This window comes from Marinobacter xestospongiae (assembly GCF_023156385.1).
GTDB classification, from domain to species: domain Bacteria; phylum Pseudomonadota; class Gammaproteobacteria; order Pseudomonadales; family Oleiphilaceae; genus Marinobacter; species Marinobacter xestospongiae.
Window position 1 is genome coordinate 41,845 of sequence record NZ_JAKZAK010000002.1, and the last position, 26,674, is coordinate 68,518.

Annotated in this window: 30 protein-coding genes; 15 read left to right on the forward strand and 15 right to left on the reverse strand. The window is 62.3% G+C overall.

The window, feature by feature from the left end; all coding sequences use genetic code 11:
* Window positions 1-72: 72 nt before the first annotated feature.
* A complete protein-coding gene (locus MLD24_RS01990) occupies window positions 73-2,127 on the reverse strand; it encodes an NADPH-dependent 2,4-dienoyl-CoA reductase (RefSeq protein ID WP_248163398.1) in 2,055 nt (684 codons plus the stop codon).
* An 83-nt stretch (window positions 2,128-2,210) separates the two neighbouring features.
* Between MLD24_RS01990 and MLD24_RS01995 the strand changes: the two genes are divergently transcribed.
* Window positions 2,211-3,023 carry a crotonase/enoyl-CoA hydratase family protein gene (locus MLD24_RS01995; RefSeq protein WP_248163399.1) on the forward strand — a complete coding sequence of 271 codons (813 nt, stop codon included), beginning with the start codon at window positions 2,211-2,213 and terminating at the stop codon, window positions 3,021-3,023.
* Window positions 3,024-3,068: 45 nt separating this feature from the next.
* Here the strand turns inward: MLD24_RS01995 and MLD24_RS02000 are convergent, their stop codons facing one another.
* Entirely contained in the window at window positions 3,069-3,455 is a 387-nt protein-coding gene (locus MLD24_RS02000; RefSeq protein WP_227175241.1) for an EF-hand domain-containing protein, read from the reverse strand.
* 492 nt (window positions 3,456-3,947) lie between these two features.
* Here MLD24_RS02000 and MLD24_RS02005 point away from each other — a divergent pair, with 492 nt between their 5' ends.
* Genes MLD24_RS02005 through MLD24_RS02030 form a run of 6 tightly spaced genes read left to right on the forward strand, consistent with a single transcriptional unit; the run spans window position 3,948 to window position 9,730 of the window.
* Window positions 3,948-6,749 (forward strand): monovalent cation/H+ antiporter subunit A, encoded by a 2,802-nt coding sequence (locus MLD24_RS02005; protein ID WP_248163400.1) that lies wholly within the window; start codon window positions 3,948-3,950, stop codon window positions 6,747-6,749.
* Window positions 6,749-7,114 carry a Na+/H+ antiporter subunit C gene (locus MLD24_RS02010; protein ID WP_227175239.1) on the forward strand — a complete coding sequence of 122 codons (366 nt, stop codon included), beginning with the start codon at window positions 6,749-6,751 and terminating at the stop codon, window positions 7,112-7,114. The genes MLD24_RS02005 and MLD24_RS02010 overlap by 1 nt, the downstream gene beginning before the upstream one ends.
* Entirely contained in the window at window positions 7,111-8,628 is a 1,518-nt protein-coding gene (locus MLD24_RS02015; RefSeq protein ID WP_227175238.1) for a monovalent cation/H+ antiporter subunit D, read from the forward strand. The genes MLD24_RS02010 and MLD24_RS02015 overlap by 4 nt, the downstream gene beginning before the upstream one ends.
* The gene (locus MLD24_RS02020) at window positions 8,628-9,116 is read left to right on the forward strand and encodes a Na+/H+ antiporter subunit E (RefSeq protein WP_248163401.1); all 489 of its coding nucleotides are present in this window, start codon (window positions 8,628-8,630) and stop codon (window positions 9,114-9,116) included. Before MLD24_RS02015 ends, MLD24_RS02020 begins: the two co-directional genes overlap by 1 nt.
* Window positions 9,113-9,382 (forward strand): K+/H+ antiporter subunit F, encoded by a 270-nt coding sequence (locus MLD24_RS02025; RefSeq protein ID WP_227175236.1) that lies wholly within the window; start codon window positions 9,113-9,115, stop codon window positions 9,380-9,382. The genes MLD24_RS02020 and MLD24_RS02025 overlap by 4 nt, the downstream gene beginning before the upstream one ends.
* Window positions 9,383-9,397: 15 nt before the next feature.
* Window positions 9,398-9,730, forward strand: coding sequence for a Na+/H+ antiporter subunit G (locus tag MLD24_RS02030; RefSeq protein ID WP_227175235.1), 333 nt, complete (start codon window positions 9,398-9,400; stop codon window positions 9,728-9,730).
* Here MLD24_RS02030 and MLD24_RS02035 read toward each other — a convergent pair.
* Window positions 9,724-10,233 (reverse strand): DUF4112 domain-containing protein, encoded by a 510-nt coding sequence (locus tag MLD24_RS02035; protein WP_248163402.1) that lies wholly within the window; start codon window positions 10,231-10,233, stop codon window positions 9,724-9,726. The two genes, MLD24_RS02030 and MLD24_RS02035, sit on opposite strands and share 7 nt — an antisense overlap.
* Window positions 10,234-10,290: 57 nt before the next feature.
* Between MLD24_RS02035 and ppnP the strand changes: the two genes are divergently transcribed.
* The 3 genes from ppnP (at window position 10,291) to MLD24_RS02050 (ending at window position 13,071) form a co-directional block, all read left to right on the forward strand.
* The gene (gene ppnP / locus MLD24_RS02040) at window positions 10,291-10,572 is read left to right on the forward strand and encodes a pyrimidine/purine nucleoside phosphorylase (protein ID WP_248163403.1); all 282 of its coding nucleotides are present in this window, start codon (window positions 10,291-10,293) and stop codon (window positions 10,570-10,572) included.
* 256 nt (window positions 10,573-10,828) lie between these two features.
* Window positions 10,829-12,472: a fatty acid--CoA ligase gene (locus MLD24_RS02045; protein WP_248163404.1), complete on the forward strand. Its 1,644-nt coding sequence runs from the start codon at window positions 10,829-10,831 to the stop codon at window positions 12,470-12,472.
* A 116-nt stretch (window positions 12,473-12,588) separates the two neighbouring features.
* Window positions 12,589-13,071: a DUF4442 domain-containing protein gene (locus MLD24_RS02050; protein ID WP_248163405.1), complete on the forward strand. Its 483-nt coding sequence runs from the start codon at window positions 12,589-12,591 to the stop codon at window positions 13,069-13,071.
* A gap of 31 nt (window positions 13,072-13,102) precedes the next feature.
* Here MLD24_RS02050 and MLD24_RS02055 read toward each other — a convergent pair whose 3' ends face one another.
* The 4 genes from MLD24_RS02055 to MLD24_RS02070 all read right to left on the reverse strand — a co-directional run bounded on the left by MLD24_RS02055 (window position 13,103) and on the right by MLD24_RS02070 (window position 16,091).
* Complete coding sequence (locus MLD24_RS02055) at window positions 13,103-14,356, reverse strand: D-amino acid dehydrogenase (protein WP_248163406.1); 1,254 nt, start codon at window positions 14,354-14,356, stop codon at window positions 13,103-13,105.
* A gap of 123 nt (window positions 14,357-14,479) precedes the next feature.
* Window positions 14,480-14,836 (reverse strand): translation initiation factor Sui1, encoded by a 357-nt coding sequence (locus MLD24_RS02060; RefSeq protein WP_248163407.1) that lies wholly within the window; start codon window positions 14,834-14,836, stop codon window positions 14,480-14,482.
* 26 nt (window positions 14,837-14,862) lie between these two features.
* Window positions 14,863-15,393, reverse strand: coding sequence for a DUF4136 domain-containing protein (locus MLD24_RS02065; protein WP_316972728.1), 531 nt, complete (start codon window positions 15,391-15,393; stop codon window positions 14,863-14,865).
* Between the two features lie 89 nt (window positions 15,394-15,482).
* Window positions 15,483-16,091 carry a YigZ family protein gene (locus MLD24_RS02070; RefSeq protein ID WP_248163408.1) on the reverse strand — a complete coding sequence of 203 codons (609 nt, stop codon included), beginning with the start codon at window positions 16,089-16,091 and terminating at the stop codon, window positions 15,483-15,485.
* Window positions 16,092-16,166: 75 nt separating this feature from the next.
* On the opposite strand from MLD24_RS02070, the gene MLD24_RS02075 reads away from it, so the two are divergent.
* A complete protein-coding gene (locus MLD24_RS02075) occupies window positions 16,167-16,346 on the forward strand; it encodes a hypothetical protein (RefSeq protein WP_248163409.1) in 180 nt (59 codons plus the stop codon).
* A gap of 10 nt (window positions 16,347-16,356) precedes the next feature.
* Here the strand turns inward: MLD24_RS02075 and MLD24_RS02080 are convergent, their stop codons facing one another.
* Window positions 16,357-17,688, reverse strand: a complete 1,332-nt coding sequence (locus MLD24_RS02080; protein ID WP_248163410.1) for a HAMP domain-containing sensor histidine kinase — start codon at window positions 17,686-17,688, stop codon at window positions 16,357-16,359.
* Entirely contained in the window at window positions 17,685-18,371 is a 687-nt protein-coding gene (locus MLD24_RS02085) for a response regulator transcription factor (RefSeq protein ID WP_248163411.1), read from the reverse strand. Before MLD24_RS02085 ends, MLD24_RS02080 begins: the two co-directional genes overlap by 4 nt.
* 188 nt (window positions 18,372-18,559) lie before the next feature.
* Between MLD24_RS02085 and MLD24_RS02090 the strand changes: the two genes are divergently transcribed.
* The 3 genes from MLD24_RS02090 (at window position 18,560) to thpR (ending at window position 20,824) form a co-directional block, all read left to right on the forward strand.
* On the forward strand, window positions 18,560-18,964 hold the full coding sequence (locus MLD24_RS02090; RefSeq protein ID WP_248163412.1) for a Spy/CpxP family protein refolding chaperone: 405 nt from the start codon (window positions 18,560-18,562) through the stop codon (window positions 18,962-18,964).
* Between the two features lie 150 nt (window positions 18,965-19,114).
* Window positions 19,115-20,299: a GNAT family N-acetyltransferase gene (locus MLD24_RS02095; RefSeq protein ID WP_248163413.1), complete on the forward strand. Its 1,185-nt coding sequence runs from the start codon at window positions 19,115-19,117 to the stop codon at window positions 20,297-20,299.
* Between the two features lie 12 nt (window positions 20,300-20,311).
* Window positions 20,312-20,824 (forward strand): RNA 2',3'-cyclic phosphodiesterase, encoded by a 513-nt coding sequence (gene thpR, locus MLD24_RS02100; RefSeq protein ID WP_248163414.1) that lies wholly within the window; start codon window positions 20,312-20,314, stop codon window positions 20,822-20,824.
* 6 nt (window positions 20,825-20,830) lie between these two features.
* Here the strand turns inward: thpR and MLD24_RS02105 are convergent, their stop codons facing one another.
* Together MLD24_RS02105 and MLD24_RS02110 are read right to left on the reverse strand one after the other, a co-directional pair.
* Entirely contained in the window at window positions 20,831-21,046 is a 216-nt protein-coding gene (locus MLD24_RS02105) for a dodecin (RefSeq protein ID WP_227175221.1), read from the reverse strand.
* A gap of 72 nt (window positions 21,047-21,118) precedes the next feature.
* The gene (locus tag MLD24_RS02110; protein WP_248163415.1) at window positions 21,119-22,303 is read right to left on the reverse strand and encodes an MFS transporter; all 1,185 of its coding nucleotides are present in this window, start codon (window positions 22,301-22,303) and stop codon (window positions 21,119-21,121) included.
* Window positions 22,304-22,396: 93 nt separating this feature from the next.
* On the opposite strand from MLD24_RS02110, the gene MLD24_RS02115 reads away from it, so the two are divergent.
* Window positions 22,397-23,353 carry a GlxA family transcriptional regulator gene (locus MLD24_RS02115; RefSeq protein ID WP_248163416.1) on the forward strand — a complete coding sequence of 319 codons (957 nt, stop codon included), beginning with the start codon at window positions 22,397-22,399 and terminating at the stop codon, window positions 23,351-23,353.
* Between the two features lie 72 nt (window positions 23,354-23,425).
* Here the strand turns inward: MLD24_RS02115 and MLD24_RS02120 are convergent, their stop codons facing one another.
* From MLD24_RS02120 to MLD24_RS02135, 4 genes are all read right to left on the reverse strand, one after another.
* Complete coding sequence (locus tag MLD24_RS02120) at window positions 23,426-24,730, reverse strand: DarP family protein (protein ID WP_248163417.1); 1,305 nt, start codon at window positions 24,728-24,730, stop codon at window positions 23,426-23,428.
* Between the two features lie 103 nt (window positions 24,731-24,833).
* Window positions 24,834-25,145 (reverse strand): AzlD family protein, encoded by a 312-nt coding sequence (locus MLD24_RS02125; protein WP_248163418.1) that lies wholly within the window; start codon window positions 25,143-25,145, stop codon window positions 24,834-24,836.
* Window positions 25,142-25,852 (reverse strand): AzlC family ABC transporter permease, encoded by a 711-nt coding sequence (locus MLD24_RS02130; protein ID WP_248163419.1) that lies wholly within the window; start codon window positions 25,850-25,852, stop codon window positions 25,142-25,144. Before MLD24_RS02130 ends, MLD24_RS02125 begins: the two co-directional genes overlap by 4 nt.
* Before the next feature lie 77 nt (window positions 25,853-25,929).
* Window positions 25,930-26,625, reverse strand: a complete 696-nt coding sequence (locus MLD24_RS02135; RefSeq protein WP_248163420.1) for an NAD(P)H-binding protein — start codon at window positions 26,623-26,625, stop codon at window positions 25,930-25,932.
* Between the last annotated feature and the right edge of the window lie 49 nt (window positions 26,626-26,674).

Here is a 26,674-nt window from a genome sequence, read left to right on the forward strand (position 1 = left end):
TGCATCGGCCGGTTCGGAGTCAATCCGGACCGGCCATGAGATCAAAGACGTCGACCGGGAACCGATCGCGGGTTAAAGCTGCGCCGCAACCTCCGTGCCCTGGCGGATTGCCCGCTTGGCATCCAGTTCCTCTGCCACATCAGCACCGCCAATCAGGTGTGAATTGACGCCCCGTTCGGTCAACTGATCGTGCAGTTCGCGGAACGACTCCTGACCGGCACAGATGATCACGTGATCCACGGCCAACACCCGTGACTCTTGCTGTTTACCATCGCGACTGGTCACCGTGATGTGCAGGCCGTCATCGTCAATGCGGTCGTAACGGCAGCCTGCCAGCATTTCCACCTGCCGGTGCTTCAGACTGTTCCGGTGTACCCAGCCTGAGGTCTTGCCCAGGCCGCCACCGACCTTGCTGGTCTTGCGCTGCATCAGATAGATCTTGCGGGGCGAGGTCATCGGCTGACGCTCCGCCAGCCCGCCCGGTCCCTCATAATCCTGGGCCACGCCCCATTCCTGCTGCCAGTGCCCCAGATCCACCTGCTGCCCTTCCGGCTGTTTCCCGAAATCGTGGGTCAGGAACTCACTGACATCAAACCCGATACCGCCGGCGCCAATCACCGCAACGGTCTCACCAACGGGCTTGTTCTCCTTCAGCACGTCCAGATAGCCCAGCACCTTGGGATGGTCGATGCCATCAATCCCCGGCGTCCGGGGCTTGACGCCGGTCGCCACCAGCACCTCATCGAACCCGGCGCTGGTCAGGGCATCGGCATCAACGCGGGTACTGAGTTTGAGCTCAATGCCCAGCTTGTCGATCTGGTTGCGGTAGTAGCGCAGGGTTTCGTGAAACTCTTCCTTGCCGGGAATTCGCTTGGCGTAGTTGAACTGGCCACCAATGCGATCATCGGCTTCGAACAGGGTCACCTGATGCCCCCGTTTGGCCGCGGTCGTGGCCGCCGCCAGGCCGGCCGGACCAGCCCCCACCACCGCGACCTTCTTCACCACAGGCGCGACCGTCAGCACCAGCTCGGTCTCATGACAGGCTCGGGGATTGACCAGACAGGATGCCCGCTTGGCCTGGAACACATGGTCAAGGCAGGCCTGGTTGCAGGCGATGCAGGTGTTGATTTCGTCCGCCCGCGACTGCTCGGCCTTGCGCACAAACTCGCTGTCAGCCAGCAGTGGGCGGGCCATCGACACCATGTCCGCCTTGCCGGCTGCGAGAATTTCCTCGGCCTTGTCCGGGGTATTGATGCGGTTGGTGGTGCACAGCGGAATCGAGACTTCGCCGTAGAACTTGGCGGTGACATCGGCAAACCCACCCCGGGGAACCGAAGTGACAATGGTCGGCACCCGCGCCTCGTGCCAGCCAATGCCGGTATTGATGATGGTGGCACCGGCCTGCTCGATGGCCTTGCCCAGGGTCACGATCTGCTCCCAGGTCTGGCCGCCCTCCACCAGATCCAGCATCGACAGCCGGTAGATGATGATGAACTCCGGCCCCACCGCTTCGCGGATTCGGCGGACGATTTCCACCGGCAGGCGCATGCGGTTTTGGTAGGAGCCTCCCCAGCGGTCGGTACGCTTATTGGTACGCTCACACAGGAACTGGTTGATGAAGTAGCCTTCCGAGCCCATCACTTCGATGCCATCGTAGCCGGCGAACTGAGCCAGCTTGGCGGCGCTGACAAAATCGTCGATCTGCCGGTCCACGCCCTTGGTGGACAGCGCACGGGCCTTGAATGGGCTGATCGGAGCCTTGGTGGCGGAAGCCGACACAATCAACGGCTGATAGCCATAGCGACCGGCGTGGAGCAGTTGCAGACAGATCTTGCCGCCGGCTTCATGGACCGCCCCGGTCACGTGGCGATGCAGGAGCGCGGTGGCACGGTTGTTCATGGTGGAGGCCAGTGGCGCCAGTTGGCCCACCAGATTGGGGGAGAAACCACCGGTGACCATCAGGCCAACCCCACCCTCAGCCCGTTCGGCAAAATAGCGGGCCAGTTTGTGAATGTTCCAGAAGCGGTCTTCCAGGCCGGTATGCATCGACCCCATCAACACCCGATTTTTCAGTTCGGTGAAGCCAAGGTCCAGAGGTTTCAACAGGTTGGGATAGGCGGCGGTCATCTTTTTTTCTCTCTGCCATTCTCATCAGGAGTCGGAATGGTAGCATAGCAACCTTCGACTAACGTATGAGATGGGGCCGACTCATGGCAACGACCAACAATAACCGCGTGGTGCTTGAAATCGATCAGGGCATCGCCACCGTGACCCTCAATCGACCGGACAAATACAACGGCCTGGACATGGCGATGTTTGACGCCATTGTCGCAGTGACGCGGCAACTGAAGAAGGACCGGAGTGTTCGCGCGATCATTCTTAAGGGTGCCGGAGAAGCCTTCTGCTCCGGACTGGACGTGGCCAAGGTATCCAAGAATCCGGTGAACTTCCTCAAGCTTCTGGTCAAGCCAGGTCGCAAGATCAGCAACCTGGCCCAGGACGTAGGTTATCTGTGGCGGGACGTGCCTGCGCCGGTCATTGCCGTCACCCATGGATACTGTTTTGGCGGCGGATTCCAGATCGCCTTGGGCGCGGACTTTCGTTTCAGCACCAGCGACTGCGAGTTCTCGATCATGGAAACCAAGTGGGGGCTGATCCCGGACATGAGCCTTACGGTCACGCTGCGGGAACTGATCAGCATTGACCTGGCCAAGGAACTGACCATGACAGCTCGTCGCTTCAATGGTGCCGAAGCCAAAGAAATGGGACTGGTCAGCCGTGTATGTGATGATCCGCTGGCGGAAGCCCAGGCATTTGCCCGGGAACTGTCGGAACGCTCACCGGATGCGGTGGCTGCCAGCAAGCTGCTCTTCAACCGCACCTGGTCCGCGCCGGACAAGGCCGCACTGGACTGGGAAACCCGATTGCAGAAGAAGATTCTGGCACGCACCAACCAACGCACGGCAGTGGCGCGTAACACCAGTGATCCGGAAAAAGCCTACGAGGATCGTCGGGGGTTCTGAGTCCGGCTCCGGAGCGACCATAGCCGCTCTCCGGAGCCAACTCCCTTATTGCTGCATGTTGTCCATGGGGTCCTGCGTCGGCATGGTGCCGCGCTGGTACTCCTCGCGGCTGAGACTGCCGTCGCCGTTGCTGTCGTACATGTCCAGGTCGACGGCCGTACCCGTTTCGCTGCCGGCGGCCGTGCTGCCATAAACATTCAGCTCATCGGCGCTGAGCTGTCCATCGCCATTGGCATCAAGGCGATCAAACTTCGGCGCCTCCATTGCCATGCCGTCGCCAGTCATGGATTCGCTGCCCATGGACTCTTTTTCCTCCATGGCGCTCATGCCACCGTCGCTGTGGTCATCCCCATGATGGGCTGCCCAGGTCAGTGGTGACGCCGCCAGGGCGGCGGTAAACAGGCTGATACACGTCAGGTTGCCGATCTTCATCAGTATGGTCCTCCTGTACGCTTGTCGTACTGGGTGCTCTCTTTCGATCTGCGACCAACTGCCGACTCCTGGTCACGGCTACTCAACGTCAGTTCCGGTGGACCGGGACCGACTGGGACATTTCGTCCGTACTCCCTATTTAGAACCTGTTGCAGCGCTCTGACCAGTGACGAGCGGTTAATTTTTGAGCAATGAAGATATCCCTCAACGCTCTTGACCTCCGGTCCCGGCCACGTATCATCACACTTCGCGTAACACTTGCGGAGCTTTCATGATCGACAGGACCAGAGACCTACCTGGCCCAGTGACAACCCTCATCCCGGCGTACACCGACGTTCGCTGGGGCCGGCTCCCGTACTTCCCCGACCCACCCCGTCACGGCTAGCCGTCGTGGCCGATGTCATGCATTTACGCATATCGGCGGCTAAACTCAGGCAACCGTAGCTCTAAACACAGTCACATCAGTGACATGGACTCAATAACGAGGTTGCGATGACGCTTCTGCTGGTCGTCTTACTCCCTTTTATCGGGGCGATTGCTGCGCCCCTGTTCGCCCAGGCGGGCCGAACCGCGATAGCCATTGCCTCATCGGTGCCGGCCCTGGTCGCCCTGGCGGCGCTGTTTCCGCACTGGCCAACCCTGGCCGAAGGCGGAACACTGGTGCAGACCTATCAGTGGCTGCCCGCCGTGGGGCTATCCCTGAGCTTTCGCCTGGATGGCCTGTCACTGCTGTTTGCGCTGCTAATTCTGGTGATTGGGCTGCTGATCATTCTGTACGCCCGTTACTATCTGAAAGCCAAGGAAAACGTTGGCAAATTTTACTCCCTGCTGTTGTGTTTCAAGGGCGCCATGCTGGGCATTGTGCTGTCCAGCAACCTGCTGTTGATGCTGATCTTCTGGGAGTTGACCAGCCTGGTGTCGTTCCTGCTGATCAGTTTCTGGAATCACAAACAGGACGCCCGGCGCGGCGCCCGGATGGCGCTGGCGATCACCGGCGGTGGCGGCCTTGCGTTGCTGGCAGGCATTCTGCTGATCGGCCGCATTGTTGGCAGCTATGAGCTGGACGACGTGCTGGCCGCCGGGGACCTGATCAAGGCCCACGCCCTGTACCCATTCGCGCTGACCCTGGTGTTGCTGGGGGCGTTTACCAAGTCGGCCCAGTTCCCGTTCCACTTCTGGCTACCCCACGCCATGCAGGCGCCCACTCCGGTGTCGGCGTACCTGCACTCCGCCACCATGGTGAAGGCGGGGATCTTCCTGATGGCCCGGCTGTACCCGGCGCTGGCCGGCACTGAGCAGTGGTTCTACATGGTCAGCTTTACCGGCATGGCGACCCTGTTGATCGGCGCCTACGTGGCGTTGTTCAAGCACGATCTCAAGGGCCTGTTGGCCCACTCCACCGTCAGCCACCTGGGCCTGATCACCCTGCTGTTCGGCATGGGGACCAAACTGGCCGCCGTGGCGGCGGTGTTCCACGTCATCAACCACGCCATCTTCAAAGCCTCTCTGTTTATGGCCGCCGGTATTATCGACCACGAAACCGGTACCCGGGACATGCGCCGCATCAACGGCCTGTGGCGCTTCATGCCCCACACCGCCACCCTGGCGATGGTCGCCGCGTCCTCCATGGCCGGTGTCCCGTTGCTGAACGGCTTCCTCAGCAAGGAAATGTTCTTCGCCGAGGCGCTGGAGCTGAACCTGCCGGGCATCTGGGCCTACATTCCGCCACTGGTAGCCACCCTGGCGGGGATCTTCGCGGTGGCTTACTCAGCCCGCTTTATCCATGACGTCTTCTTCAACGGCAAGCCGGTGGACCTGCCGATCTACCCGCCACACGAGCCACCGCGGTACATGAAGATTCCGGTGGAGATCCTGGTGTTCGCCTGCATCATGGTGGGCATGTTCCCGGCCATTTCCATTGGCCCGCTGCTGTACGCGGCTGCCTCCGCCACTCTGGGTGGCGATGTGCCGGAGTACCAGCTGGCGGTGATGCACGGCTTCAACCTGCCATTGATGATGAGTTTCCTGGCGTTCTTCGGTGGCCTGCTGATGTACAGCCAGCGGCAGAAGTTCTTCGACTTCCACGCCCGCTTCAAGGAAATCGACGAGAAAGCGGTATTTGAACGCGCTGCCCTGTGGCTGGAGGACCTTGCCGGACGCTTGACCGCCCGCCTGGAGAACGGTTCACTGCAACGCTATGCCCTGTTGCTGGTGGTCAGCGCCATCGTGGTGGCCCTGGTTCCGATCAGCTCCCAGGGTATCCTGATTGGTAGCAACGGCCTGACGCCCCTGGACTGGCCGACCGGTATCGCCGCCGGCCTGCTGGCACTCTGTGCGCTGGCAACCGCGGCGATGCACCGGGATCGCTTCTACGCCCTGGTACTACTGAGTGTGGTGGGGCTGCTGGTGTCCCTGGCCTTCGCCCGCTTCTCGGCGCCGGACCTGGCAATGACCCAGCTGTCGGTTGAGGTGGTCACCATCGTATTGCTGATGCTGGCGCTGTATTACATGCCATCCTGGACGCCGATTGAAACCTCCTGGCCACGACGGGTGCGGGACATCGCCATCGCGCTGACGGCCGGGGTAGGCATGACCCTGATCACCCTGGCGATGCTGACCCAACCTTTCGAGTCGATCTCCAGCTACTTCCTGGCCAACAGCAAGCCGGGGGGCGGCGGCACCAACGCCGTGAACGTCATCCTGGTGGATTTCCGGGGCTTCGATACGCTGGGCGAGATCACCGTACTGGCGATCGCCGCGCTGGGCATCTACGCCATGCTCAAGAACACCGCGATGACCCCGCCGCCGGGTGACGGCCAGGGCCACCCCTGGACCCGCGATGCCTACCCGGTGATGCTGCGCCAGATTGCCCGGCCCATGCTGCCACTGGCGCTGATGGTGTCACTGTACATCTTCCTGCGTGGCCACAACCTGCCGGGCGGTGGCTTCATCGCCGGCCTGATCACCTCGGTGGCGCTGGTGCTGCAGTACATTGCCAGTGGCATGGTGTGGACCCAGGAGCGGGTGCCGTTCCGCTACCACAACGTCATCGGCATTGGCCTACTGCTCGCGGTGATCGCCGGGGCCGGCAGCTTTGCCTTTGGCTACCCGTTCCTGACGACCACCTTCGGCTACATTACCTGGCCGGTGGTGGGCAAGTTCGAGGTGGCCTCAGCCCTGGTATTCGACCTTGGCGTCTACTTCACCGTGATTGGTGCGACCCTGCTGGCCCTGGTCAGCATTGGTCGGCTGTCGCCGCATTCCGCCATTAAAAGCAAGAAAGGAGGGGTGTAATGGAACTGGCCTATGCCCTGGTGATTGGTGCATTGACCGCGTCCGGTGTGTACCTGATGCTGCGGGCGCGGACCTTCCCTGTGGTGATGGGGCTGACGCTGCTGTCCTATGGCGTCAACCTGTTTCTGTTCTCCAGCGGTCGCCTGGCCACTGGCGGCCAGCCCATTATCGGCAGCACCGCTGACTACGCCGACCCGCTGCCTCAGGCGCTGGTGCTGACGGCGATCGTTATCGGCTTCGCCATGACCGCCTTTGTGGTGGTGCTGGCGCTGCGCAACCAGGCTGATAACGACGACGACCATGTCGACGGTCGCCGCCCGGCACCGTCGCCCGATGAGGACAACGAGGAGGACAAGGGCCGATGAACCACTGGCTGACTGCCCCCATCCTGATTCCCCTGCTGGGCGGGATTCTGCAGATCTTCATCGGCTACGCGCCGCTGTCCCTGCGTCGCACCCTGGCCATGACCACCACGGTACTGCTGCTGGCGGCGTCCGTTGTGTTGCTGATCCTTGCCAGCGACGGCAGCTATCGGGTCTACGCGTTCGGCAACTGGGAGCCACCGTTTGGCATTGTGCTGGTGCTGGACCGGCTCTCGGCGCTGATGGTGCTGATGACGGCCATTCTGGCGTTCTTCTGTCACCTCTACTCGATGAACAAGGCCGATGAGAGCAGCCGCCAGTTCCACGCGCTGTTCCTGTTCGAGCTGATGGGCCTGAACATCGCCTTCCTGACCGGCGACCTGTTCAACCTGTTCGTCGCCTTTGAGGTACTGCTGATCGCCTCCTACGGTCTGATGATGCAGGGCCACGGCACCGAGCGCACCATCCCCAGCCTGCACTACGTGGTGCTGAACCTGGCCGGCTCGGCGCTGTTCCTGATCAGCGTGGGCATGCTCTACAGCGTGACCGGTACGCTCAACATGGCGGACCTGGCGGCGAAAATCCCCCAGGTCAGCGCCGAGGATCTGCCGATGGTGCAAGCCGGCGGCCTGATGTTGCTGGTGGTATTCGGGCTCAAGGCGGCGGTATTGCCACTGAGTTTCTGGCTGCCGAAGGCCTATGGCAACGCCACAGCCCCCGTCGCCGCCCTGTTTGCGGTGATGACCAAGGTCGGCTTTTACGCCATCGTGCGGGTATTCACCCTGGTGTTTGGTGCTCAGGCCGGCGCCCTGGCGGGGCTGGGACTGGACTGGCTGTTCCCGATGGCGCTGGCAACCCTGGCGATGGGCGTGATCGGCGCTGTTGGCGCCCGCAGTCTGCGGACTCTGATTACCTGGCAGGTGATTATCTCGGTCGGCACCCTGCTGGCAGCCGTAGCCCTGGGCACCGAAGCGGGCACCTCAGCGGCACTGTTCTACATGCTCAACACCACCTGGGTGGTGGGCGGCCTGTTTCTGGTGGTGGATCTGGTGTCCGGTCAGCGCGGTTCTGCGTCGGACAAGATTGTCACCGCCCCGCGGATGTACAACCGCACCCTGTTGAGCGTGCTGTTCCTGCTGGGCGCGGTGGCCGCCGTGGGCCTGCCGCCACTGAGCGGGTTCTTTGCCAAGGTACTGATCCTGCAGGCCACCACACCCGGAGTGGAAATGGCGTGGCTCTGGGGTACGCTGATTATTGGCAGCTTCTTCACCCTGGTGGCCTACAGCCGCGCCGGTTCCATCGTATTCTGGCGCAACGTTGATGGCCACGTGGAGAAGCCCGGCAAACTGACGCTGTCCCTGGGTGTGGCCGCAGGCGGTCTGATCGCCATGGCGATCATTATCGTACTGCTGGCTGGCCCGATCAGCGCCTACGTCGACGCCACGGCGGCTCAGCTGTTTGATACCGGGGCCTACCTGGAGATCCTTGATACCACTGCTGTGAAGGGAGGTGCCTGATGTTTGCCCGACTCGGCTTTCCACAGCCGTTCCTCAGCCTCTGCCTGTTCCTGGTCTGGCAACTGTTAAACGACGGTTTCTCCGGCGGCAGTGTGGTCATGGGCGCGATCCTCGCCTGGATGCTGCCACAGCTGACACGCAACTTCTGGCCAGAGCGCCCTGCCCTGCTCAAGGGCTGGCTTTTGCCGCTGTACGTCCTGCGGGTACTGTGGGACATCGTGGTAGCCAGCATCTCGGTCGCACGGCTGGTACTCAGCCCGCGCAAGCCACGGCCGGCGTTCATTTCCTATCCGCTGACACTGGAGCATCCTCTGGCCATCACCATGCTGGCCAGCACCATCTCACTGACCCCGGGCACCGTGAGTGCCGATGTCAGTGATGATCAGCGCATCCTGCTGATCCACGCCCTCGACGCCGAGGATGAACAGGCCATCATTGAAACCATTCGCAGCCGTTACGAGAAGCCGCTGCAGGAGATCTTCCTATGATCACCATCGCCCTGTACATCACCATCGCCATGGTGACCCTGGCCATGCTGCTGAACGTGTACCGTCTGATCAAAGGGCCTGACGCTCCGGATCGGGTACTGGCACTGGATACGCTCTACATCAACGCCATTGCGCTGATCATCCTGCTGGGTATTACCCTCGGCACCCGGATGTACATGGAGTCGGCCCTGCTGATCGCGGTCATGGGCTTCGTCGGCACCGTCGCCATGGCGAAATACCTCAAGCGCGGCAGCGTCATCGAATAAACAGGGAGACCGACCATGCAAGCTTTTGCCGAATACCTGATTGCGGGCCTGCTGCTGATTGGTGGGGCCTTTACCCTGATTGGCGCCATCGGGCTGGCCCGGCTGCCGGATTTCTTTGCCCGCCTGCATGCCCCCACCAAGGCCACAACCCTGGGTGTGGGCGCGATCATGCTGGGTTCGGTGGCCTATTTCACCGTGTCCGAAGGCCAGGTCCACGTCGCCGAGATTCTGATCACGGTGTTCCTGTTCCTGACCGCTCCGGTCAGCGCCAACATCCTTGCCAAGGCCGCCATGCACATTGGTGTGGCGCGCACCCCGGAAACCCACGGCAACCCCTGGGATCAGTAACCACCGGCGGCCAGCAGAAGCTGGCCCAGGCGATAGGCCAGCAAGGCCACCAGCACCAGACAGGTCGCCACCATCAGCCAGGACAGCCAGCTCCGGCCCTGCCGGGGCGGCTCCAGCTGACGCTCTATGTGGCGCCGCAGCATGGCGGCGTTACGGTCGTTGGCGCGATACAACAGATCGAACGCATCGCCCAGCACCGGAACCAGCCCCACCAGAAATTCCAGCCCCAGGTTGGCCAGCATCCGCACCACCAGGGCAGGCCCGGCGCCCAGCCGGATCGCCTCCACCACCAGATACAGTGACAGACCCAGGCCCACCAGATCACCGATGCCCGGAAGGAGCCCGATCAGCGGATCAAGCCCAAAGCGGATTCGGGTGAACGGTATCCGGAATTGGCTGTCGAGCCGGCGGGCATAGCGGTCCAGCCGGGCCAATGCCTGCTGGTGCCGCTGCCGCTCTATCCCGGACAGGCCATTGGTTGTTTCTGAAGGCAATTTTGTCATTCCCAGTACACCTTTTTGCCGTATAGTAGGCAGCCAATCATTTCAAGGAGCCACGCTATGCTGAAGGTAAACGAATATTTTGACGGCAAGGCAAAGTCCATCTCGTTCGAAACCCCGACCCTGCCGGCCACTGTCGGTGTGATCAGCCCGGGTGAGTATGAGTTCGGCACCTCCAAGAAGGAAACCATGACCGTCATCAGTGGCGCCCTGACGGTGATGCTGCCGGGCATGAGCGAGTGGATGACCTACGGCGCCGGCGAAGCCTTCGAAGTCGCTGGCCAGGCCAGCTTCAAGGCCAAGACCGACATCGATACCGCCTACCTCTGCACCTACGAGTAAGCGCACAACATACCAGCTTGCCGCCGGGCCCATCAGGCCATTGCCTGCCTGGCGGCCACTTCCCCAAGACCGTTCGCGCCTCGATGCGGACGGCCACCGACCGCCATTTATCCTTCCCGCCCGCTCCCTGCAAGTCCATTACGTAACAAAGCGTTATCTTTCTCCACCGCCATCTTTCCTGAGACTGTGATCTGTGTCAGATTTGGACTCCTGGGTAACCTCACAAAACCGACAAGAAACCTGGAGATAGGATTGCATGGTCAATACCAAGATACTGCCCGCGGCTGACAACGCCTACCAGTACCCTCTGCTGATCAAGCAGCTGTTGCTGTCCGGTCCGCGTTACGCGCCGGATCAGGAGATCGTCTATGCCAACCGCAGCAAGTACACCTACACCGACCTGCTGGAACGGGTACACCGTCTTGCCCACGCCCTGACCGAGGCCGGCATCAAGGCCGGCGACACCGTGGCGGTTCTGGACTGGGACACCCCCCGCTACCTGGAGTGCTTCTTCGCCATCCCGATGATTGGCGCGATCCTCCACACCGTCAACGTGCGTCTGTCTCCGGAGCAGATCCTCTACACCATGAATCACGCCGAAGACGACCTGGTGCTGGTGCATGACGACTTCCTGCCGATTGTGGAAGGCATTCGTGACCAGGTGGAAACCGTACGCGGCTATATCCAGCTGACCGACAACAATCAGCCCGCGGCCACCCAACTGGACACCCTGGGTGAATATGAGTCACTGCTGGCTGGATGTGACAGCCATTACGACTTCCCGGACTTTGACGAGAACAGCGTCGCCACCACCTTCTACACCACCGGCACCACCGGTAATCCCAAGGGGGTGTTCTTCAGCCACCGTCAGCTGGTTCTGCATACCCTGGGCATGGCGGCCAACTTCTCCGCCTACGACGAGATGCCGCTGCTGCGCTCGTCTTCGGTCTATATGCCGATCACCCCGATGTTCCACGTCCATGCCTGGGGTGCCCCTTACGCTGCCACCATGCTGGGGCTGAAGCAGGTCTACCCTGGTCGCTACGAGCCGGAGCTGCTGGTGGAGCTGATCAAGACCCATAAGGTCACCTTCTCCCATTGTGTGCCCACCATCATGCAGATGATGCTCGCCACCGATTCCATCAAGACCGCCGACCTCAGCAACTGGCACGTGCTGATTGGCGGCAGCGCGCTTACTGAAAGTCTGTGCCGCACCGGCGCCAGCATGGGCATTCGCATGTACACCGGCTACGGCATGTCCGAAACCGGGCCACTGTTGACCGCCACCCATCTGACGCCGGAAGACTTGGAGCTGCCGCTGGAGCAGCAGGCATCGAAGCGGGTCAAAACCGGGGTGCCTGTGCCTCTGGTGGACATCCAGGTAGTGGACCCGGAAGGCAAGCCACTGCCCCACGACGGCACCAGCAAAGGCGAGGTCGTGGCCCGTGCGCCCTGGCTCACCCAGAGCTACTTCAAGGAACCGGAGAAAGGCGAAGCGCTGTGGGAAGGCGGCTGGCTGCACACCGGTGACGTAGCCAGCATCGAGCCGGACCATACCCTGGTGATCAAGGATCGTATCAAGGATGTGATCAAGACCGGCGGCGAGTGGCTGTCCTCCCTCGATCTGGAGAACCTCATCAGTCAGCACGGTTCCGTGGCCGCCGCAGCCGTGGTCGGTGTTCCCGACGACAAGTGGGGAGAGCGGCCGCATGCCCTGGTGACGCTCAAACCGGGCGAGGACCTTGGTGTCGAGGACATCCAGGCCCACCTGCAGCAGTTCGTTGACGCTGGCGAAATCAACAAGTGGGCGATCCCTGCGTCCATCGACTTTGTTGAAGATATCCCCAAGACCAGCGTGGGCAAGATCAACAAGAAGATGATTCGCGACCAGTTGGGCTAAGCCCTTGGCGGGGCCTCCAGTGAGAGGCCCCGCCTACTCATGTCGACGTCCCCTCACACCGCGCTTTGCCGTTATAATTCCGCTCCCTTCAGGCAACAACAAACAGGAGCCGCGTTATGATGTCGCGTCTGCGCAAGTGGATCAGCAGCCCGGATGGCATCCGCAAGATCATCAACGTTTACGGGCCATACCTCGGCGCCGGCGTTAAAGTGACCCACATTGCCCCGGACTACCGCAGCGCCAGTGTGGAAATGACCCTCCGCTGGTACAACACCAACTACGTTGGCACTCACTTCGGCGGTTCGCTCTACAGCATGGTAGATCCGATGTACATGCTGTTGCTGATGAACCGGCTCGGCAAGGACTACATCGTCTGGGACAAATCCGCCAGTATCGAATTCATCAAACCGGGAAGCGGCCGGGTATCCGCCCATTTTGAAGTCACCGACGAACGCCTGGAGGAAATCCGGGGCGCAACCGCCAATGGTGACAAGTACCTGCCAGCCTGGGATGTGGACATCGTCAATGACAAGGGTGAGCTGGTCGCACGGGTCAACAAGGTGCTGTATGTGCGCCGCAAACGGGACAAAGGTCGGTAACCCGGCCTGTAGGGAGCGTCGAATCCGCTCCCTACAGGCCGGTGAAGTTGAAATCCACCTCCGGACGCCCGCCCGCGACGATTGCGGCCAGGGCCGCCGCCGAGCCACAGGAGTGGGTCCAGCCCAGGGTGCCGTGGCCGGTATTCAGGAACAGATTGCCAAAGTGGCTGCGGCCGATGTAGGGCACATTGGAGGGGGTTGCAGGACGCAGGCCGGTCCAGAATTCCGCCTGATCCCAGTAGGCCGCCTCGGGCATCAGCTCGGCACAACGGCGCACAATGGCGCGGCAGCGGGTCATGTTGAGGGTGCGGGTGTAACCGTTCAGCTCGGCGGTGCCTGCAACCCGGATTCGATCTCCCAGACGTGAATACACCAGCTTGTACTCATCATCCGTGAGGCTGACCTGGTAGGCCGCCTCCTCGTTCTTCACCGGTACGGTGATCGAATAGCCCTTGGCGGGGTAGATGTTGAGGTGCAGCCCCAGCTGACGGGCCAGCGGACCACTGAAGCTGCCGAGGCTGAGGACATAGCTGTCGGCACGCAGGGTCTCGTGATGGCCGTGGCGCAGGGTCCGCACGCCAAGCACCCGGTCCCGTGCCTTGTCGAAGCCCAGAATCTCGGTATCGAACTGGAACCGCACGCCAGCAGCCTCCGCCATCAACGCCAGTGCCTGGGTGAATTTTCGGGCATCGCCGGATTCGTCCTCGGCGGTGTAGGTCGCCCCCGCCAGCCGATCACGCGCTGGCGCCAACGCGGGCTCCAACTCGATGGCCCGGTCGACGTCCACCACCTGGCGGTCGCACCCCAGCTCGCGCATCTGGCGGGCCGGCTCCAGGGCACTCTCAAACTCTGCCGGGTCGGTGTAAAAGTGCAGAATGCCCCGGGTCAGGCAGTCGTACTCGATACCGGTCTCATCCCGCAGCGCCTGCAGGCAGGCACGGCTGAAGGTGCCCAGGTTCACCATCTGGCGCAGGTTATGGGCAGCGCGGGCGCTGGTGCACTGGGCCAGGAATGCCATCGCCCAACGCCACTGTCCCGGGTCCAGGCGGGGCCGGAACAGCAGAGGCGCATCGGCCTGCCCCAGCCATTTCAGCACTTTCAGCGGCGCCTTGGGGTTGGCCCACGGCTCAGCGTGGCAAACGGAGATCTGGCCACCGTTGGCGTAGCTGGTTTCCAGCGCGGCCCGGCTCTGACGATCCACCACGGTGACCTCATAGCCGGCCTTGCGCAGGTACCAGGCGGTGGTCACACCGACCACCCCTGCCCCCATGACCAGAATGTGCATAACCACCTCCGCTGGGCAATTCAAATGGAATATTGGGCATTGTAACGGCTTGCCGTCACCATGACCCGGCGACTTTCGCCGCAGGTCATCATCAGAAAAGATCGGGAACAGCGGGAATGGCGGTTACCCTCCGGCTTTCTTCACCACCCAGCCCTTGGCCTGAAGCAGCATCACCAGCAGATCCCGCTGGTCTCCCTGAACCTCAACCACCCCGTCCCTGACGGTGCCACCGGTACCACACTTGCCCTTGAGCTCCTTGGCCAGGGCTTTGAGTTCTTTCTCTGGCAGGGGGATGCCGGTAACCAGAGTCACCCCCTTACCCTTGCGGCCCTTGGTCTCCCGCTGCACCCGCACCACGCCATCCCCCTGGGGAGGCGATTTGGCCTTGCAGCGGCATTGCTCAAGGGGTTCGCGGCATTCCGGACACATGCGGCCCTGGTCTGTGGAATAAACCAGGCCGCCACTGGAATGCTTCTTCATATCAACTCCTGAATCCTGAACCGCCGTCAGTGCATCTGCGGCGGGTACTGGTTAAACATCTCCCGGACCACGTCGTCGATCAGCTCGCTGCGATAGTCCGGCGACTGGTCCTCATTGAGGTAGCGCTTGCTGGCCGCTCGCCAGACGACCTGCTCGTTGCTGCGATCCACCAGCTCCACCACCAGCTTGCCTTCAATCACTTCCCGCGTCGGCGGCGCTGTGGCAATGCCCCAGCCAAAGGGCCGGTGGCTGAAACCCACGCCATAACTGAAGCCGTAGCTGTCCAACCGCTCCTGTTCGATCACCTGATAGCTGACCAGCAGATCGGCCTGGTCTTCCGGCTGGCGGCTCAGATTCTTCGCAGCCAGCTCCCGCTCCAGCACCGATTCCACCCGGCGACTGTCGAGGGATTTGAAGCCCTTCTCTTCCGGATGGCTGGAGAACGCCCAGGACGAGTAGCGATCAAACGCCACCTGGGTATCGTAGTCGGTCACCACCTGACTGGCACAACCAGCCATGGCCAGGGCGGCAATCACCATTGTTACCGTGCGCATCATGTTAACCTCCCAAGTGGGTTGCGAAACCTCGCCTTCTATCTGGTTGTTTGACCCTACCTGCCGCCATTGTTCCCGGCCGGTATCCAGGCTCAGGCATCGGCCACCGCCATTTGCAGGCCCTGGGCCTCGCAATAGGCCGTCAAGGTCGCAATGGCGTCGGTGGGCACCCGGACTCTGGCCTCGACGCCGCTGCCATAGATCATGTCGTCAATCAGTGCCTGGTGCTGGTCACACCAGTGCCGCAGCGGCTGTTCATCGGCGAATCCCATGGTGATGGTAACGCTCTCCAGGGCCGGCTGAATCACCCGCTCGACCTGGGATAATACGCTCTCTGCCGCGCCCGCATAGGCACGCACCAGACCGCCAGCTCCCAGTTTGATACCGCCAAAGTAACGGATCACCATCACCAGCACGTCGCCCATATCCTTGTGCTGAATCACGTTCAGGATCGGCTTGCCAGCGGTGCCCGAGGGTTCACCGTCGTCGTTCATGGCGGCTTCGGCAGCCGACCCGGGACGGCCGATCTGGTAGGCCCAGCAGATGTGGCGGGCATCAGGGTGGTCCCGGTGAGCCTGATCAAGCCAGCCCCGAACGTCATCCCGGGAGGTCACCGGTGCCACCCGGGCAATGAACCGGCTCTTCTTGATTTCGGTCTCACGTTCCAGGAAACCGGCAGGTATGGGATAATCCTGTGCCATAACGGATAACGCCTTGTTCTGTCGCTGTCCAGTCAGTAATTTCCCGGTCAGCGGATTTTCAGCCAGGAGCACACCATGTCCGAAGAGCAAAAGCATACGCCTGGCACTGCCCCGGCGGCAAAGCTGGAAAAAGCCGGCTGCGGCATTCGCTTCGGCGCCGATGAACTGCAGGAAGGTATTGATTTTTCGGCTGCGGAGCAACTCAAACCGGCCCCGGATACAACGCCCGAGACCGACAACCAGGATAAAAAGTGACGGATCGGCGCTACAAAGGCTCAACACCGTCGCTGAATAGCGGCAGCTGAATCCGGATTTCCAGCCCGCCCTGTGCCAGATTTTCGGCCGACACCGAGCCGTCGTGCACCGCAATGATGTCACGGGCAATCGCCAACCCCAAGCCCCAACCCTGACCTGAACGGGCTTGGTCAGTACGGTAGAAGGGCTCGAACAGATGGGCCAGGGCACCAGCCTCGACGCCGGGCCCCTGGTCCTGCACCCGGACAGTCATGGATTCCGCGGTGGCGGTGATCAGCACGGACACCACCCCCGAGGGCGGTGTGTGATCCAAGGCGTTCTGGAGCACATTCTCGAATGCCCGCTGCAGCCAGTCGGCATCGCCAAGGACCAGCATATCCCGTACACCGTCAGCAACATCCAGGTGACAATCCACCCGCTGGTGCTCGGCGTAATCCGCTGCATCCCGCAACACAGTCTGCATGACCCGCACCGGCTCAACCGGGGATCGGGGCATTGACCAGCGCTGGTCCTGAACCTGGTACAGCGACAGTATCTGCGCTGTCATCGCTTCCAGGCGTTCATTCTGACGCCGAATGCTGTCCATCAGCTCAACATCCGCTCCTGCATCGCAGGCCAGCTCAATCGCCACCCGCTGGCGGCTCAGGGGGGTTCGTAGATCGTGGGAGATATCCCGCAGCAGGTGTTTCTGGCGCTCCAGCAGCTGACGCAGGCGGTCGGTCATGTCGTTGAACGCGGTCGCCATGGCCCCGACCTCATCCCGGCGTCGGGAGATCCGCTCACTCACCCGAAGGGAGATGTCGCCATCGGCAATCTGGCGGGCGGTGTGCTCCATGTGCCGTAGTGGCTTGGCCAGGATTCGTGCCAGCCACCAGCAGGCCAGGGTGATGACCACAAAGCCGATTGCCATCTGCAGCCAACGGAACCAGCGCGGATCGAGCCAGCCTTCACCACCCTCCCGGGGCCAGGCCACCAGGCGGTAATGCCCCGGCAGGTGCAGTACCACGGGGCGGTGGCGCAGCCAACCTTCCTTCATCCGTTCGCGGATTTCCGGTGGCAGGCTGTCGCCTCGCTGCCCTCTCTCCAACAGGGCAATGAACAGCGACAGCTCCCGCCCCTGCTCCCGCAGATAACGGCGGGCAGCCCGCAGGCCCTGTGTCTCACGGATGGTCACTGCCTGCTGGCCCACATCCCGCAGGCCTTTCTCCCGCTCGATACTGCTGCGCTCCCGCTCCACCAGTTCCCGCGTGGCGAAGTTGGCCGCCAGCACGGTCACCACCATGGCCAGCCAGATCAACAGGAAGATGCGCCAGAACAACGGAAATCCCCGCGGCCCGATCATGCCGGCACCCGGTAGCTGTAGCCGAGCCCACGCACGGTTTCGATCCGTTTGCCACCCTGGTCAGACAGTTTGCGGCGCAGGTTGCTGATGTGCATATCCAGCGTACGGTCATGGGGCGACAGCCGTCGACCCAGGGCCCACTGCATCAGGTCGGTCTTGCGCACCACACTGCCGGCATGGGCCAGCAGTACCTGCAGGATTTCGTATTCGGTGGCGGTCAGGTCCAGCACCTGGTCGTTGAGCAGGATACGGCGCTGGTCCGGCTCCAGTCGCACGTCACCATAGTGACGCACAGCATCCGCCTCCGCTTTCTGATCCCAGCTGATGCGGCGCAACAAGGCCTGCAGCCGGGCCACCAGCTCCCGGGGATTACAGGGTTTGGGAATGTAGTCATCGGCACCGACCTCAAAACCGACGATGCGATCGGTCTCGTCACCGCGCGCGGTCAGCAGGATCACTGGCAGGTGTGTACGACTGCGCAGACGACGCAGCACTTCCAGGCCGTTGAGATCCGGCAGCATGATGTCCAGCACCACCACATCGCAGTAGTGTTCCGCCGCCAGCGCCAGGCCATCCTCACCGTTGGCGGCCTCCCGCACGGTAAAACCCTGGCTGTCGAGATAGCGGGCCAGGAGCTGGCGCAGCTCGTCGTCATCCTCTATCAGCAATACCCGGTTCTGCACCCTGCCACCTCCTGCGTCGTTGCGGCTCAATATACCATGGCGCCCAATCGCACTCTGACGCCGGACCGGGCTTTGCACAACCTTTACACCCTGCTGACGGCAGCTGACACCGCCCATCATAAACTGGCAGCGTACATTCACCGGCCCGCCAGCAATGCGGGCAAGCACGATACTCAAGGAGTGCGACCATGCCATTGACCACACCCCATACCACCGGCACCCGCCGTCCCACCGGCCCATCCCGGCGCTGGCTGCTGCCTGCCCTGTGCTCCGCTGCACTGCTGGCCAGCCCCATGGCGTTCGCCGGCCACCATGGCCCTCACGGCGATCACTCTCGTGGCAAACCCTCTGCCGAAATATGTGAACGCTTCCAGGACGGACGGGAAGGACGTCATCAGCAACGATGGCAGCAACACCAGGAACGCATGAACGAACGCCATGCCGAGATGGCCGAGCGCCTGGAACTCACACCAGCACAACGGCAAACCTGGGATACCATCCGCGATGAACAGCAAGCCAAGTGGCAGGAACGTATGGCTGAGCGACAGGACCGCATGCGGGAACGCTGCCAAGAGGCCTCGGACGAGCAGTAACCCGCTGGCGCCAGCTTGAGGGCCTGGCGTCAAACGATAGGCGCAGCATCAAGAGCTAACGCCAACAGCCAACACCAAGAGAGCAAGGGGGTTCGCTTACCGGCCGCTTGGCGGTAAGGTGTCGATGTTCCCCGGCCAGTAGCGGACCCCATGCCCGAACTCTCCCTGACCACCGAAGACAGCATCCTGGCGATTCCCCAGACCACCTGGGACCACTTTAGCGGTGGCCGCCATCCCTTCCTACGCCACAGCTTTCTGGCGGCGCTTGAACGCAGTGGCTGCACCAACGCCGACACCGGCTGGCAGCCCTGTCATCTCAAGCTGTTCCTCAACGGCGAGCTGGTCGGCGTAGCGCCGGCCTACCTGAAAGGGCATTCCATGGGCGAGTATGTGTTCGACTGGGCCTGGGCCGATGCCTACCGCCACCACGGTCTCCGTTACTATCCGAAGCTGCTGGTCGCGGTGCCCTTCACGCCATGTCAGGGGCCGAGATTGCTGCTTGAACCGGGGGCCCGCGACCGACTCCGTCCCGGCCAGATAAACCAGGCGCTGGACCAGCTGATGACAGGGCTGGGACTGTCTTCCTGGCACCTGCTGTTCCCGGAGGGCGCTGACCAGCGACTGCTCAACGCTCCCAACGAGGCGCCCGATGCGGACCACGGCGCTGGCCAGTTGCACCGCCTTGGCTGTCAGTTCCACTGGCACAACCGGGGTTACTCCGGCTTTGATGACTTCCTCGCCCGGCTGACGTCCCGCAAACGCAAATCCATACGCCGTGAACGCCGACAGGTGCTGGAGCAGGGGATCAGCTTCGAGCACTTTAGCGGCGACCGCATCCCCGCCGACGCCCTGGAAACCTTTTATGGGTACTACCAGGCAACCTACTTCAAGCGTGGCCAACGACCTTATCTGAACCTGGATTTTTTCCGCGAGCTGCAATGGCAACAGCCTGAGTCGCTTCATCTGGTGATGGCCCGGCGTCACGGGCAATGGATCGCCGCTGCGCTGTTCCTGATCGGCGACGACACACTTTATGGCCGTTACTGGGGCTGCCTTGAGGAGTACCAGCACCTGCACTTTGAAACCTGCTACTACCAGGGTATCGAGCTGGCTATTGAGCGTGGGCTCAAGCTCTTTGACGCCGGGGCCCAGGGCGAGCACAAGCTGATTCGCGGCTTTGAGCCCACCCTGACCCACTCCTGGCACGGCATCGCTCACCCCGGCTTTCGGGACGCCATCGCCAGGTTTGTTGAAGACGAAGCCGGGCAGGTCCGGCAATATCGCCAGGATGCCGGCACCGCCCTGCCCTTCCGCCAGGACAGCTCGGCCGACTGAAGGAGCCTCTCCATGCGACTGTTCATCGGTCTGGAACTGCCCGCCGCCATCAAGACACAGGTGCTCGCCACCCATATGCCTCTTGCCCACGCCCGCTGGCAGACTGACGAGCAATTGCATCTGACATTGAACTTCCTGGGAAATGTGCAGGACAACGACTGCGCCGGCATTAAGCGGCTGGTACGGACTTTCGGTCTGGGCCATTTCAACCTGATCCTGACCGGTGCCGGCCACTTTCATCACCGCGCCATCTGGCTGGGCGCTCAACCGGAATCGCCGCTACGGCGGCTCCATGAGCGGCTCGCCGATACCCTGGTGCCGCTGGGTATTGGCCCTGACACTCGCCCCTTCCGTCCCCATATCACCGTCGCCCGACTGGGCAAAGGCGCAGAGGCCACCCCCTATCTCGAGGCCTGGTCCCACTTTCGGTCAGCGCCGTTTCCGGTCAACCGCATCAGCCTGTTTGCCAGCACCCCGGGCACCGGAGGGTCCCGGTACGACATCATTGCCCGGTCCGGCAGCTGAGGAGCGTCAGCTGCCTTCGATCCGGAACCCCACCTTCATGACCACCTGGTAGTGGCCCACCTTGCCATCCACCACGTGGCCACGGATTTCCTGCACCTCGAACCACTCCACATTACGAATGCTCTTGCTGCATTCACCCACCGCGTTCTCGATGGCGGCGTCAATGCTCTCGGTCGATGAACCGACCACTTCCACCTTTTTGTAAGTATGATGATTGGACATGACGGTCTCCCTGTTGCGATTGCCACGAATCTCAGGCGCCCCAAAATGTCAGGCGCCCTACTTCAGGCTAGCTCAGGATGACGAACGGGCCAGATCCGGCCGGCGCTGCTCCCAAAGCCACAGCACCACAATCGCCACGATCACCATCAGCACCGGCACGGCGGCCCAGAGATTGACAATCTCCCACCCCAGATGGGTAACCAGCGCCCCCGATCCCATCGTGGCCACGGTCAGGCCCAGGAACACCAGGGTGTCATTCAGGCCCTGTACCCGGGTTTTCTCGGCTTCCGGGCAGCTGTCCGTCAGCAGACTGGTGGCACCGATGTAGAGAAAATTCCAGCCGCCACCGACCAGCATCAGCGCCACCAGGTAGTGGCTGTAGCTGACCCCTTCCAGGCTGACAGCGATGCCGGCCAGGTTGAGGCCGCAGCCGGCAAGCATCACCACCATGACGCCCAGACGCTGGATCAGCCAGCCGGTAAAGAAGGATGGCGCAAACATCGCCACCAGGTGCCACTGGATCACGCTGGCGGTGTCATCAAACGCGAGCTGGGAACAAAGCATGGCCAGCGGGGTGGCGGTCATCAGCAGGTTCATCACACCGTAGCCCACCACGCCGGCAGCCATCGCCAAGACAAGGCGAGGGTTCGCAAGCAGTTTCGACCAGGATGTGCTCCCTGCCGATTGCGGGTGAGCCGACAGAGGTGACAGCCGCAGCCGGCTCGCCAGACCCGCCGCCAGCAGGGCCACCAGTGCCAGGGCAAGGAAGCTGGCGGTGAAGGTAGGCATCCAGACTTCGGCGGTAAACCGCGCCAGTTGGGGCCCCGCCACAGCCGCCAGCAGGCCGCCGGTCAGCGTCAGTGAAATGGCTCGTGAACGGCTCTCGGGCGGGGCAGCCTCTGCCGCGGCAAAGCGGAAAAACTGCCCGACGGCGGTAAAACTGCCGATCAGCAGCCCGGCGACAACAAACAGCGCAAAGCTGCCCTGGTGGATGCCGGCCGCCGCCAGCAGCAGACCACTGGCTCCCAATAGCGCCCCCATCACAAACACCGGTCGCCGCCCCCAGCGGCCCATCCAGCGAGACATGGGATAGGTCAGCAACATGGTCCCCAGGTACTGCACCGCCAGCGGTAACGTCGCCCACTGGGCCGAGGCCAGATCCGCGCCGATCAGCGCCGAGGAGGACAGCACCAGGCTGGTCATGGTCATCACCGCTGCCTGGCACAGGGCCAGCAGCATCACATTGGTTCTCTGCATTGCGATTTCCCGTTATGAAGCCTCTGATCTTGTGGGTAACAGCATCGCACGCTAGGCTAAGGCATAAATGACAACTATCCTGCATATTCTGCCATGAGCCGATCACTTGTTTTCCTGCTGTACCCCGGGTTCCAGATCCTTGATCACACCGGCCCGCTGGCGGCTTTCGACGCCGCCAACCATTTCGCGCCCGGCAGTTACCGGATGCAGCACGTCAGTCGTGATGGCGGCGCCTTGGCCAGCTATGCCGGGCTTGAAGTCGTCACTGAGTCGTTCGAGACAGTGGCCTCCCCTGATACCCTGATCATCAGCGGTGGCTCAGGTATTGATCAGGCGCTGGCCTGCCCGGTTACCCAGGCGTTTGTGCGCCGCCATGGCCAGAGCTGTCGACGGCTGGCCAGCGTGTGTTCCGGCGCCTTTCTGCTGGCATCCCTGGGCATGCTGGACGGGCTACGGGCAACCACCCACTGGCGCCGCACAACGGAGTTCCAGCGCCGGTTCCCGGCAGTACAACTGGAGGTGGACCGGATCTATGTGCGCGAGGGCCGGCTATGGACCTCCGCTGGCATCACTGCCGGGATTGACCTGGCGCTGGCGCTGATTGCAGAGGATCTGGGCGAAACCATCGCCCGTCAGGTGGCCCGACAACTGGTAGTGTATTACCGCCGTCCTGGCGGCCAGACCCAGCATTCGGAACTGCTGGAACTGGGGGGGGAGCAGGGGCGCTTTGCCGACCTGATGGACTTTATCCGGCGAAACCTGGAGCGGCCACTGACGGTGGAGGAGCTGGCGGACCAGGCCTGCATGAGCGCCCGGCATTTTGCTCGGGTCTTTCGGGAGGAAATGGGTGAAACGCCCGCCAGGGCGGTGGAACGGCTGCGGGTGGAAGCCGCCAGCAATGCCCTGGCCAGCGGCTATGGATCACTGAAGGCGGTTGCCCGCCAGTGCGGCTTTGTTGATACCGAGCGTATGCGGCGGGCATTCATGCGCTGGCGAGGCGTCCCGCCAGCGGCTCTCAAGCAGGCAGCCAGGTGTAGTACAACGACGTAGTGCAAAAGCTTAGTGCAAAGGCGGAGTACAAAGGCTTAGTGCCCGATTCGGTGAAGCCTCCAAACGGCGACGTTAGCCAGGCTCTGACACGTCGCGGTAGGTGTTGGCGGCCTTCTCTTTCTCGGCCTGGCTGGCCAGCAGTGCCAGCCTCATTCGGTCGATCTCGCTCATGTATTCCTCAAAGGACAGAATCCCCTCTTCCTCGCCCCGTTCCAGCATTTCTTTCTGCTGTTCGCGGATTTCGTTGAGCTTGTCCAGAGCTTCCCGAATGGCGGCCAGACGCTGTTCATCAGACAGCCCGGTACCGCCATCGTTTGGCGTCCCCAGAGGCGTGTTCATCACCACATCGGAACCGGCGGTTGCTGTCTGGCGCTGATCCATCAGATCCAGCTCCTCCAGTGTGCGCACCTCGCCGCCATCAGTCAGGTAGATGCCGGACGCCTTGACCTGCCCCAGGGGCACCCCCTGGCTGTTGGTCATGGTGAAGCGATCGCTGGCTCCTTCCACGTAGAGCGCCCGTACGCCCACTTCCTCAAGAGAGCGCAACTCCTGGTCTCCGCCAGCGGTCTGGACCCAGACCTGCAGCGAGCTGAACGCTTCGTCGTTGGCATCAAGCCACTGGTTGCCATCACTGTCGAACTGGGCCAGATCGGCAAAGCCGGAGCCGGATTGCGGCCCGAACAGCTCGGAGCCGTCGTCCACCTTGCCGTTGCCATTGCGATCGAACACCAGGTAACCGCTGCCACTGCCGAGGGTGGCCAGTTGCTCGTCTTCACCATCGCCATTGAGATCAAACTCAAACAGCGAATCCGTCAGACTGGCGGTCGCCGAGCCGAAGTTGATCACCAGCGGATCGGTCATCTGGCGCTCGGTGATCTGCAGGCTCTCGGAGTACTCGTAGGAATGGCTCTGCTGCTGACGCAGCGACAGGGTGAAATCGATGGTCTCGCCGTCCACCTCAATACTGCCACTGGCCGCAAAGGAGCGGGTTTCATTCATCGAGTAGAAGGAATAGCGGCTGGCGGTGACGTTTACCGAGGCACTGTTGCCGCCGCCCACCCCGACATTGTCGCCCAGCGCCGCGCGGCTGACCCGAATGGCCTGGCGCCCCTGCAGCATGACATCGGCGGTACGCTCGATAACCTGATTGTTGGCCATGACCCGGGTGCCCCCGGAGCCCTGGATCTGGCTGTTGCCGGAAAACGCCACCTGTTGCTGACCACGGTAGTGGTAGGAGGCGTCACGGCGGGCAAACAGCTCTCGCGGCCCATCACCACCGCCATCGCTCTGTCGGGCAAGGCGATACTGACTGGCGTCCATCTGTGAGGTGGTGCGACTGTGGCTCTGGGAAAAGCTGACTTGGCTACTGCTGATCATGGCCGATCTCCGGACTACGAAGGACTGCACTTCGTATCGGCCGATGGCCAGTAAACTTGAGGAGCTTTTGATTAAAGGGCCAGGGCCAGCACCGGCGGCTGCGCTACCAGAACATCCGCGTCAGTGCCGCCATGGCCACACCGGCCGCGATGGCCGGCAGAGGTTTCTTCAGCACCACCACCATCATTGCGGTGGTAAACAGTGCCAGCCGGGCGCCCAGGTCGCCCTCAAACGCCATCGGCACGATGATGGCAATCAGCACCGAACTGGCCATGGTGTTGATAAAGCTCTCAATGCGCGGACTGATGCGCACATAGGACATCAGGTACACCCCGCCCCAACGGGTAGCAAGGGTAACCAGACTCATGATAACGATGACCACCAGGATGCCGGTGGTGGTGGTTTCAATGGTCATGACTCATCCCGCTCCAGCCAGAAATAACCCACCGCGCCGCCGGCGAGTGCCCCCACCACCACGTGGGTGTGAGGCGGCAGCCACCAGAAGGCGGCCATGGCCGCGGCACCAGACACGGTCCAGGCCACCAGGATTCGGGGGGAGGTTTTGCCGCCAAGGGCCATGGACAACAGGAAGCAGCCCAGAACCATATCGAGCCCCAGGCGTTGGGGATCGTCCAGCAGACCACCAAAGTAGACACCGAGCAGCGTCCCCACCAGCCAGGCCAGCCAGATCACCGCGCCGCCGCCAAGAATCACTTCCAGGTTGCGCTTGCCGTTCTGATAGTCCTGAGCGGCAACCGCCCAGTTGGCATCGGTGAGGAACAGTAGGATGCCGTACCGCTTCAGCGGCGGCAGCTGCTTGAGCATCGGGTAGAGCGACGCCCCCATCAACAGGTGACGGGAATTGATGGCAAACACCACCGCCATCATCGGCAATATGGCAATCTCCGGCCCCCACATGTCCAGCACGGCGAACTGGGATGCGCCGGCAAACACCGCCACGCTCATCAGCGAGGACTGAAAGGGCGTCAGGCCAGTCTGTACCGCGGCCAGACCAAACGCAGCGCCGAACGCCACAACGAACAGCGAGATCGGCAGCAGCCGCAGGAATTCAGCGCGGACCCGGTCGGGCTGGAGCTGATAGGGGGTCGATAGTGTGCTCATAATCGCACGCTATGCAATCCAGCGCCGCAAGCGAATAGGTATAAACCCGTACCTCGCCAAGCCAGGCCCGTCTTGCGTCAGTCCACCAGCGGCGCGGCACAAGCCAGGGCGAGCATGTCCTCGTGGCGGCGAATGACGACCTGGGGATCAGCTTGTTTCAGGGCGGCAGGATCAAGGGCTCGAACTTCATTGACCATGGCCTGGGCAACGCGACTCGACTCAATGCCCCGGTAAGCCGACAGCGGGCCGACCATTAGCCGGTTCAGGGTCGGCATCACGGTGGCTAGGGCGGCTTCGCCACGGCGATGCTGCTGACGTTCCCCCAGCAGCAGACCAGGCTGGTAGATCGAGAATTGGGGATAGCCCAGGGCGGCAATCGCATCCTGGATCTGGCCCTTGACGCGGTTGTAGAACACCGGTGAACGGCGGGATGCCCCCACCGCAGACATCAGCAGGAACGCCTTGACGCCCCGGGCGCGGCCGAGTTTGGCGGCGTGCAGGCAGTAGTCGTGGTCGACACGGCGGAACCGTTGCCGCGAGCCGGCCTGTTTCAGCGTGGTTCCCAGGCAACAGACCAGGGCATCCACTTCGAAGTGGCTGGCCACCGATTCCAGGTGCTCGAAATCCGCCACAACGGCCTTCAGTTTCGGGTGATGGTGATCTAGGGGCTGACGGGTCACCGTGGTCACCCGGCTGACTTCCGGCAGCGCCAGCAGACCCTCAAGGCAGTGCCGCCCGGTGAGCCCGGTGGCACCCAGCAACAACACGTTCATGGAGCATCTCCGCTGCGCTCAGGTAGTCGACGAAGGCCGGCCCGCAGGT

What these genes read in the sequence shown, in the direction of transcription:
- MLD24_RS01990 (WP_248163398.1), bottom strand. Translation starts at nt 2,127, where the DNA reads ATGACCGCCGCCTATCCCAACCTGTTGAAACCTCTGGACCTTGGCTTC.
- MLD24_RS01995 (WP_248163399.1), top strand. Translation starts at nt 2,211, where the DNA reads ATGGCAACGACCAACAATAACCGCGTGGTGCTTGAAATCGATCAGGGC.
- MLD24_RS02000 (WP_227175241.1), bottom strand. Translation starts at nt 3,455, where the DNA reads ATGAAGATCGGCAACCTGACGTGTATCAGCCTGTTTACCGCCGCCCTG.
- MLD24_RS02005 (WP_248163400.1), top strand. Translation starts at nt 3,948, where the DNA reads ATGACGCTTCTGCTGGTCGTCTTACTCCCTTTTATCGGGGCGATTGCT.
- MLD24_RS02010 (WP_227175239.1), top strand. Translation starts at nt 6,749, where the DNA reads ATGGAACTGGCCTATGCCCTGGTGATTGGTGCATTGACCGCGTCCGGT.
- MLD24_RS02015 (WP_227175238.1), top strand. Translation starts at nt 7,111, where the DNA reads ATGAACCACTGGCTGACTGCCCCCATCCTGATTCCCCTGCTGGGCGGG.
- MLD24_RS02020 (WP_248163401.1), top strand. Translation starts at nt 8,628, where the DNA reads ATGTTTGCCCGACTCGGCTTTCCACAGCCGTTCCTCAGCCTCTGCCTG.
- MLD24_RS02025 (WP_227175236.1), top strand. Translation starts at nt 9,113, where the DNA reads ATGATCACCATCGCCCTGTACATCACCATCGCCATGGTGACCCTGGCC.
- MLD24_RS02030 (WP_227175235.1), top strand. Translation starts at nt 9,398, where the DNA reads ATGCAAGCTTTTGCCGAATACCTGATTGCGGGCCTGCTGCTGATTGGT.
- MLD24_RS02035 (WP_248163402.1), bottom strand. Translation starts at nt 10,233, where the DNA reads ATGACAAAATTGCCTTCAGAAACAACCAATGGCCTGTCCGGGATAGAG.
- ppnP (WP_248163403.1), top strand. Translation starts at nt 10,291, where the DNA reads ATGCTGAAGGTAAACGAATATTTTGACGGCAAGGCAAAGTCCATCTCG.
- MLD24_RS02045 (WP_248163404.1), top strand. Translation starts at nt 10,829, where the DNA reads ATGGTCAATACCAAGATACTGCCCGCGGCTGACAACGCCTACCAGTAC.
- MLD24_RS02050 (WP_248163405.1), top strand. Translation starts at nt 12,589, where the DNA reads ATGATGTCGCGTCTGCGCAAGTGGATCAGCAGCCCGGATGGCATCCGC.
- MLD24_RS02055 (WP_248163406.1), bottom strand. Translation starts at nt 14,356, where the DNA reads ATGCACATTCTGGTCATGGGGGCAGGGGTGGTCGGTGTGACCACCGCC.
- MLD24_RS02060 (WP_248163407.1), bottom strand. Translation starts at nt 14,836, where the DNA reads ATGAAGAAGCATTCCAGTGGCGGCCTGGTTTATTCCACAGACCAGGGC.
- MLD24_RS02065 (WP_316972728.1), bottom strand. Translation starts at nt 15,393, where the DNA reads ATGATGCGCACGGTAACAATGGTGATTGCCGCCCTGGCCATGGCTGGT.
- MLD24_RS02070 (WP_248163408.1), bottom strand. Translation starts at nt 16,091, where the DNA reads ATGGCACAGGATTATCCCATACCTGCCGGTTTCCTGGAACGTGAGACC.
- MLD24_RS02075 (WP_248163409.1), top strand. Translation starts at nt 16,167, where the DNA reads ATGTCCGAAGAGCAAAAGCATACGCCTGGCACTGCCCCGGCGGCAAAG.
- MLD24_RS02080 (WP_248163410.1), bottom strand. Translation starts at nt 17,688, where the DNA reads ATGATCGGGCCGCGGGGATTTCCGTTGTTCTGGCGCATCTTCCTGTTG.
- MLD24_RS02090 (WP_248163412.1), top strand. Translation starts at nt 18,560, where the DNA reads ATGCCATTGACCACACCCCATACCACCGGCACCCGCCGTCCCACCGGC.
- MLD24_RS02095 (WP_248163413.1), top strand. Translation starts at nt 19,115, where the DNA reads ATGCCCGAACTCTCCCTGACCACCGAAGACAGCATCCTGGCGATTCCC.
- thpR (WP_248163414.1), top strand. Translation starts at nt 20,312, where the DNA reads ATGCGACTGTTCATCGGTCTGGAACTGCCCGCCGCCATCAAGACACAG.
- MLD24_RS02105 (WP_227175221.1), bottom strand. Translation starts at nt 21,046, where the DNA reads ATGTCCAATCATCATACTTACAAAAAGGTGGAAGTGGTCGGTTCATCG.
- MLD24_RS02110 (WP_248163415.1), bottom strand. Translation starts at nt 22,303, where the DNA reads ATGCAGAGAACCAATGTGATGCTGCTGGCCCTGTGCCAGGCAGCGGTG.
- MLD24_RS02115 (WP_248163416.1), top strand. Translation starts at nt 22,397, where the DNA reads ATGAGCCGATCACTTGTTTTCCTGCTGTACCCCGGGTTCCAGATCCTT.
- MLD24_RS02120 (WP_248163417.1), bottom strand. Translation starts at nt 24,730, where the DNA reads ATGATCAGCAGTAGCCAAGTCAGCTTTTCCCAGAGCCACAGTCGCACC.
- MLD24_RS02125 (WP_248163418.1), bottom strand. Translation starts at nt 25,145, where the DNA reads ATGACCATTGAAACCACCACCACCGGCATCCTGGTGGTCATCGTTATC.
- MLD24_RS02130 (WP_248163419.1), bottom strand. Translation starts at nt 25,852, where the DNA reads ATGAGCACACTATCGACCCCCTATCAGCTCCAGCCCGACCGGGTCCGC.
- MLD24_RS02135 (WP_248163420.1), bottom strand. Translation starts at nt 26,625, where the DNA reads ATGAACGTGTTGTTGCTGGGTGCCACCGGGCTCACCGGGCGGCACTGC.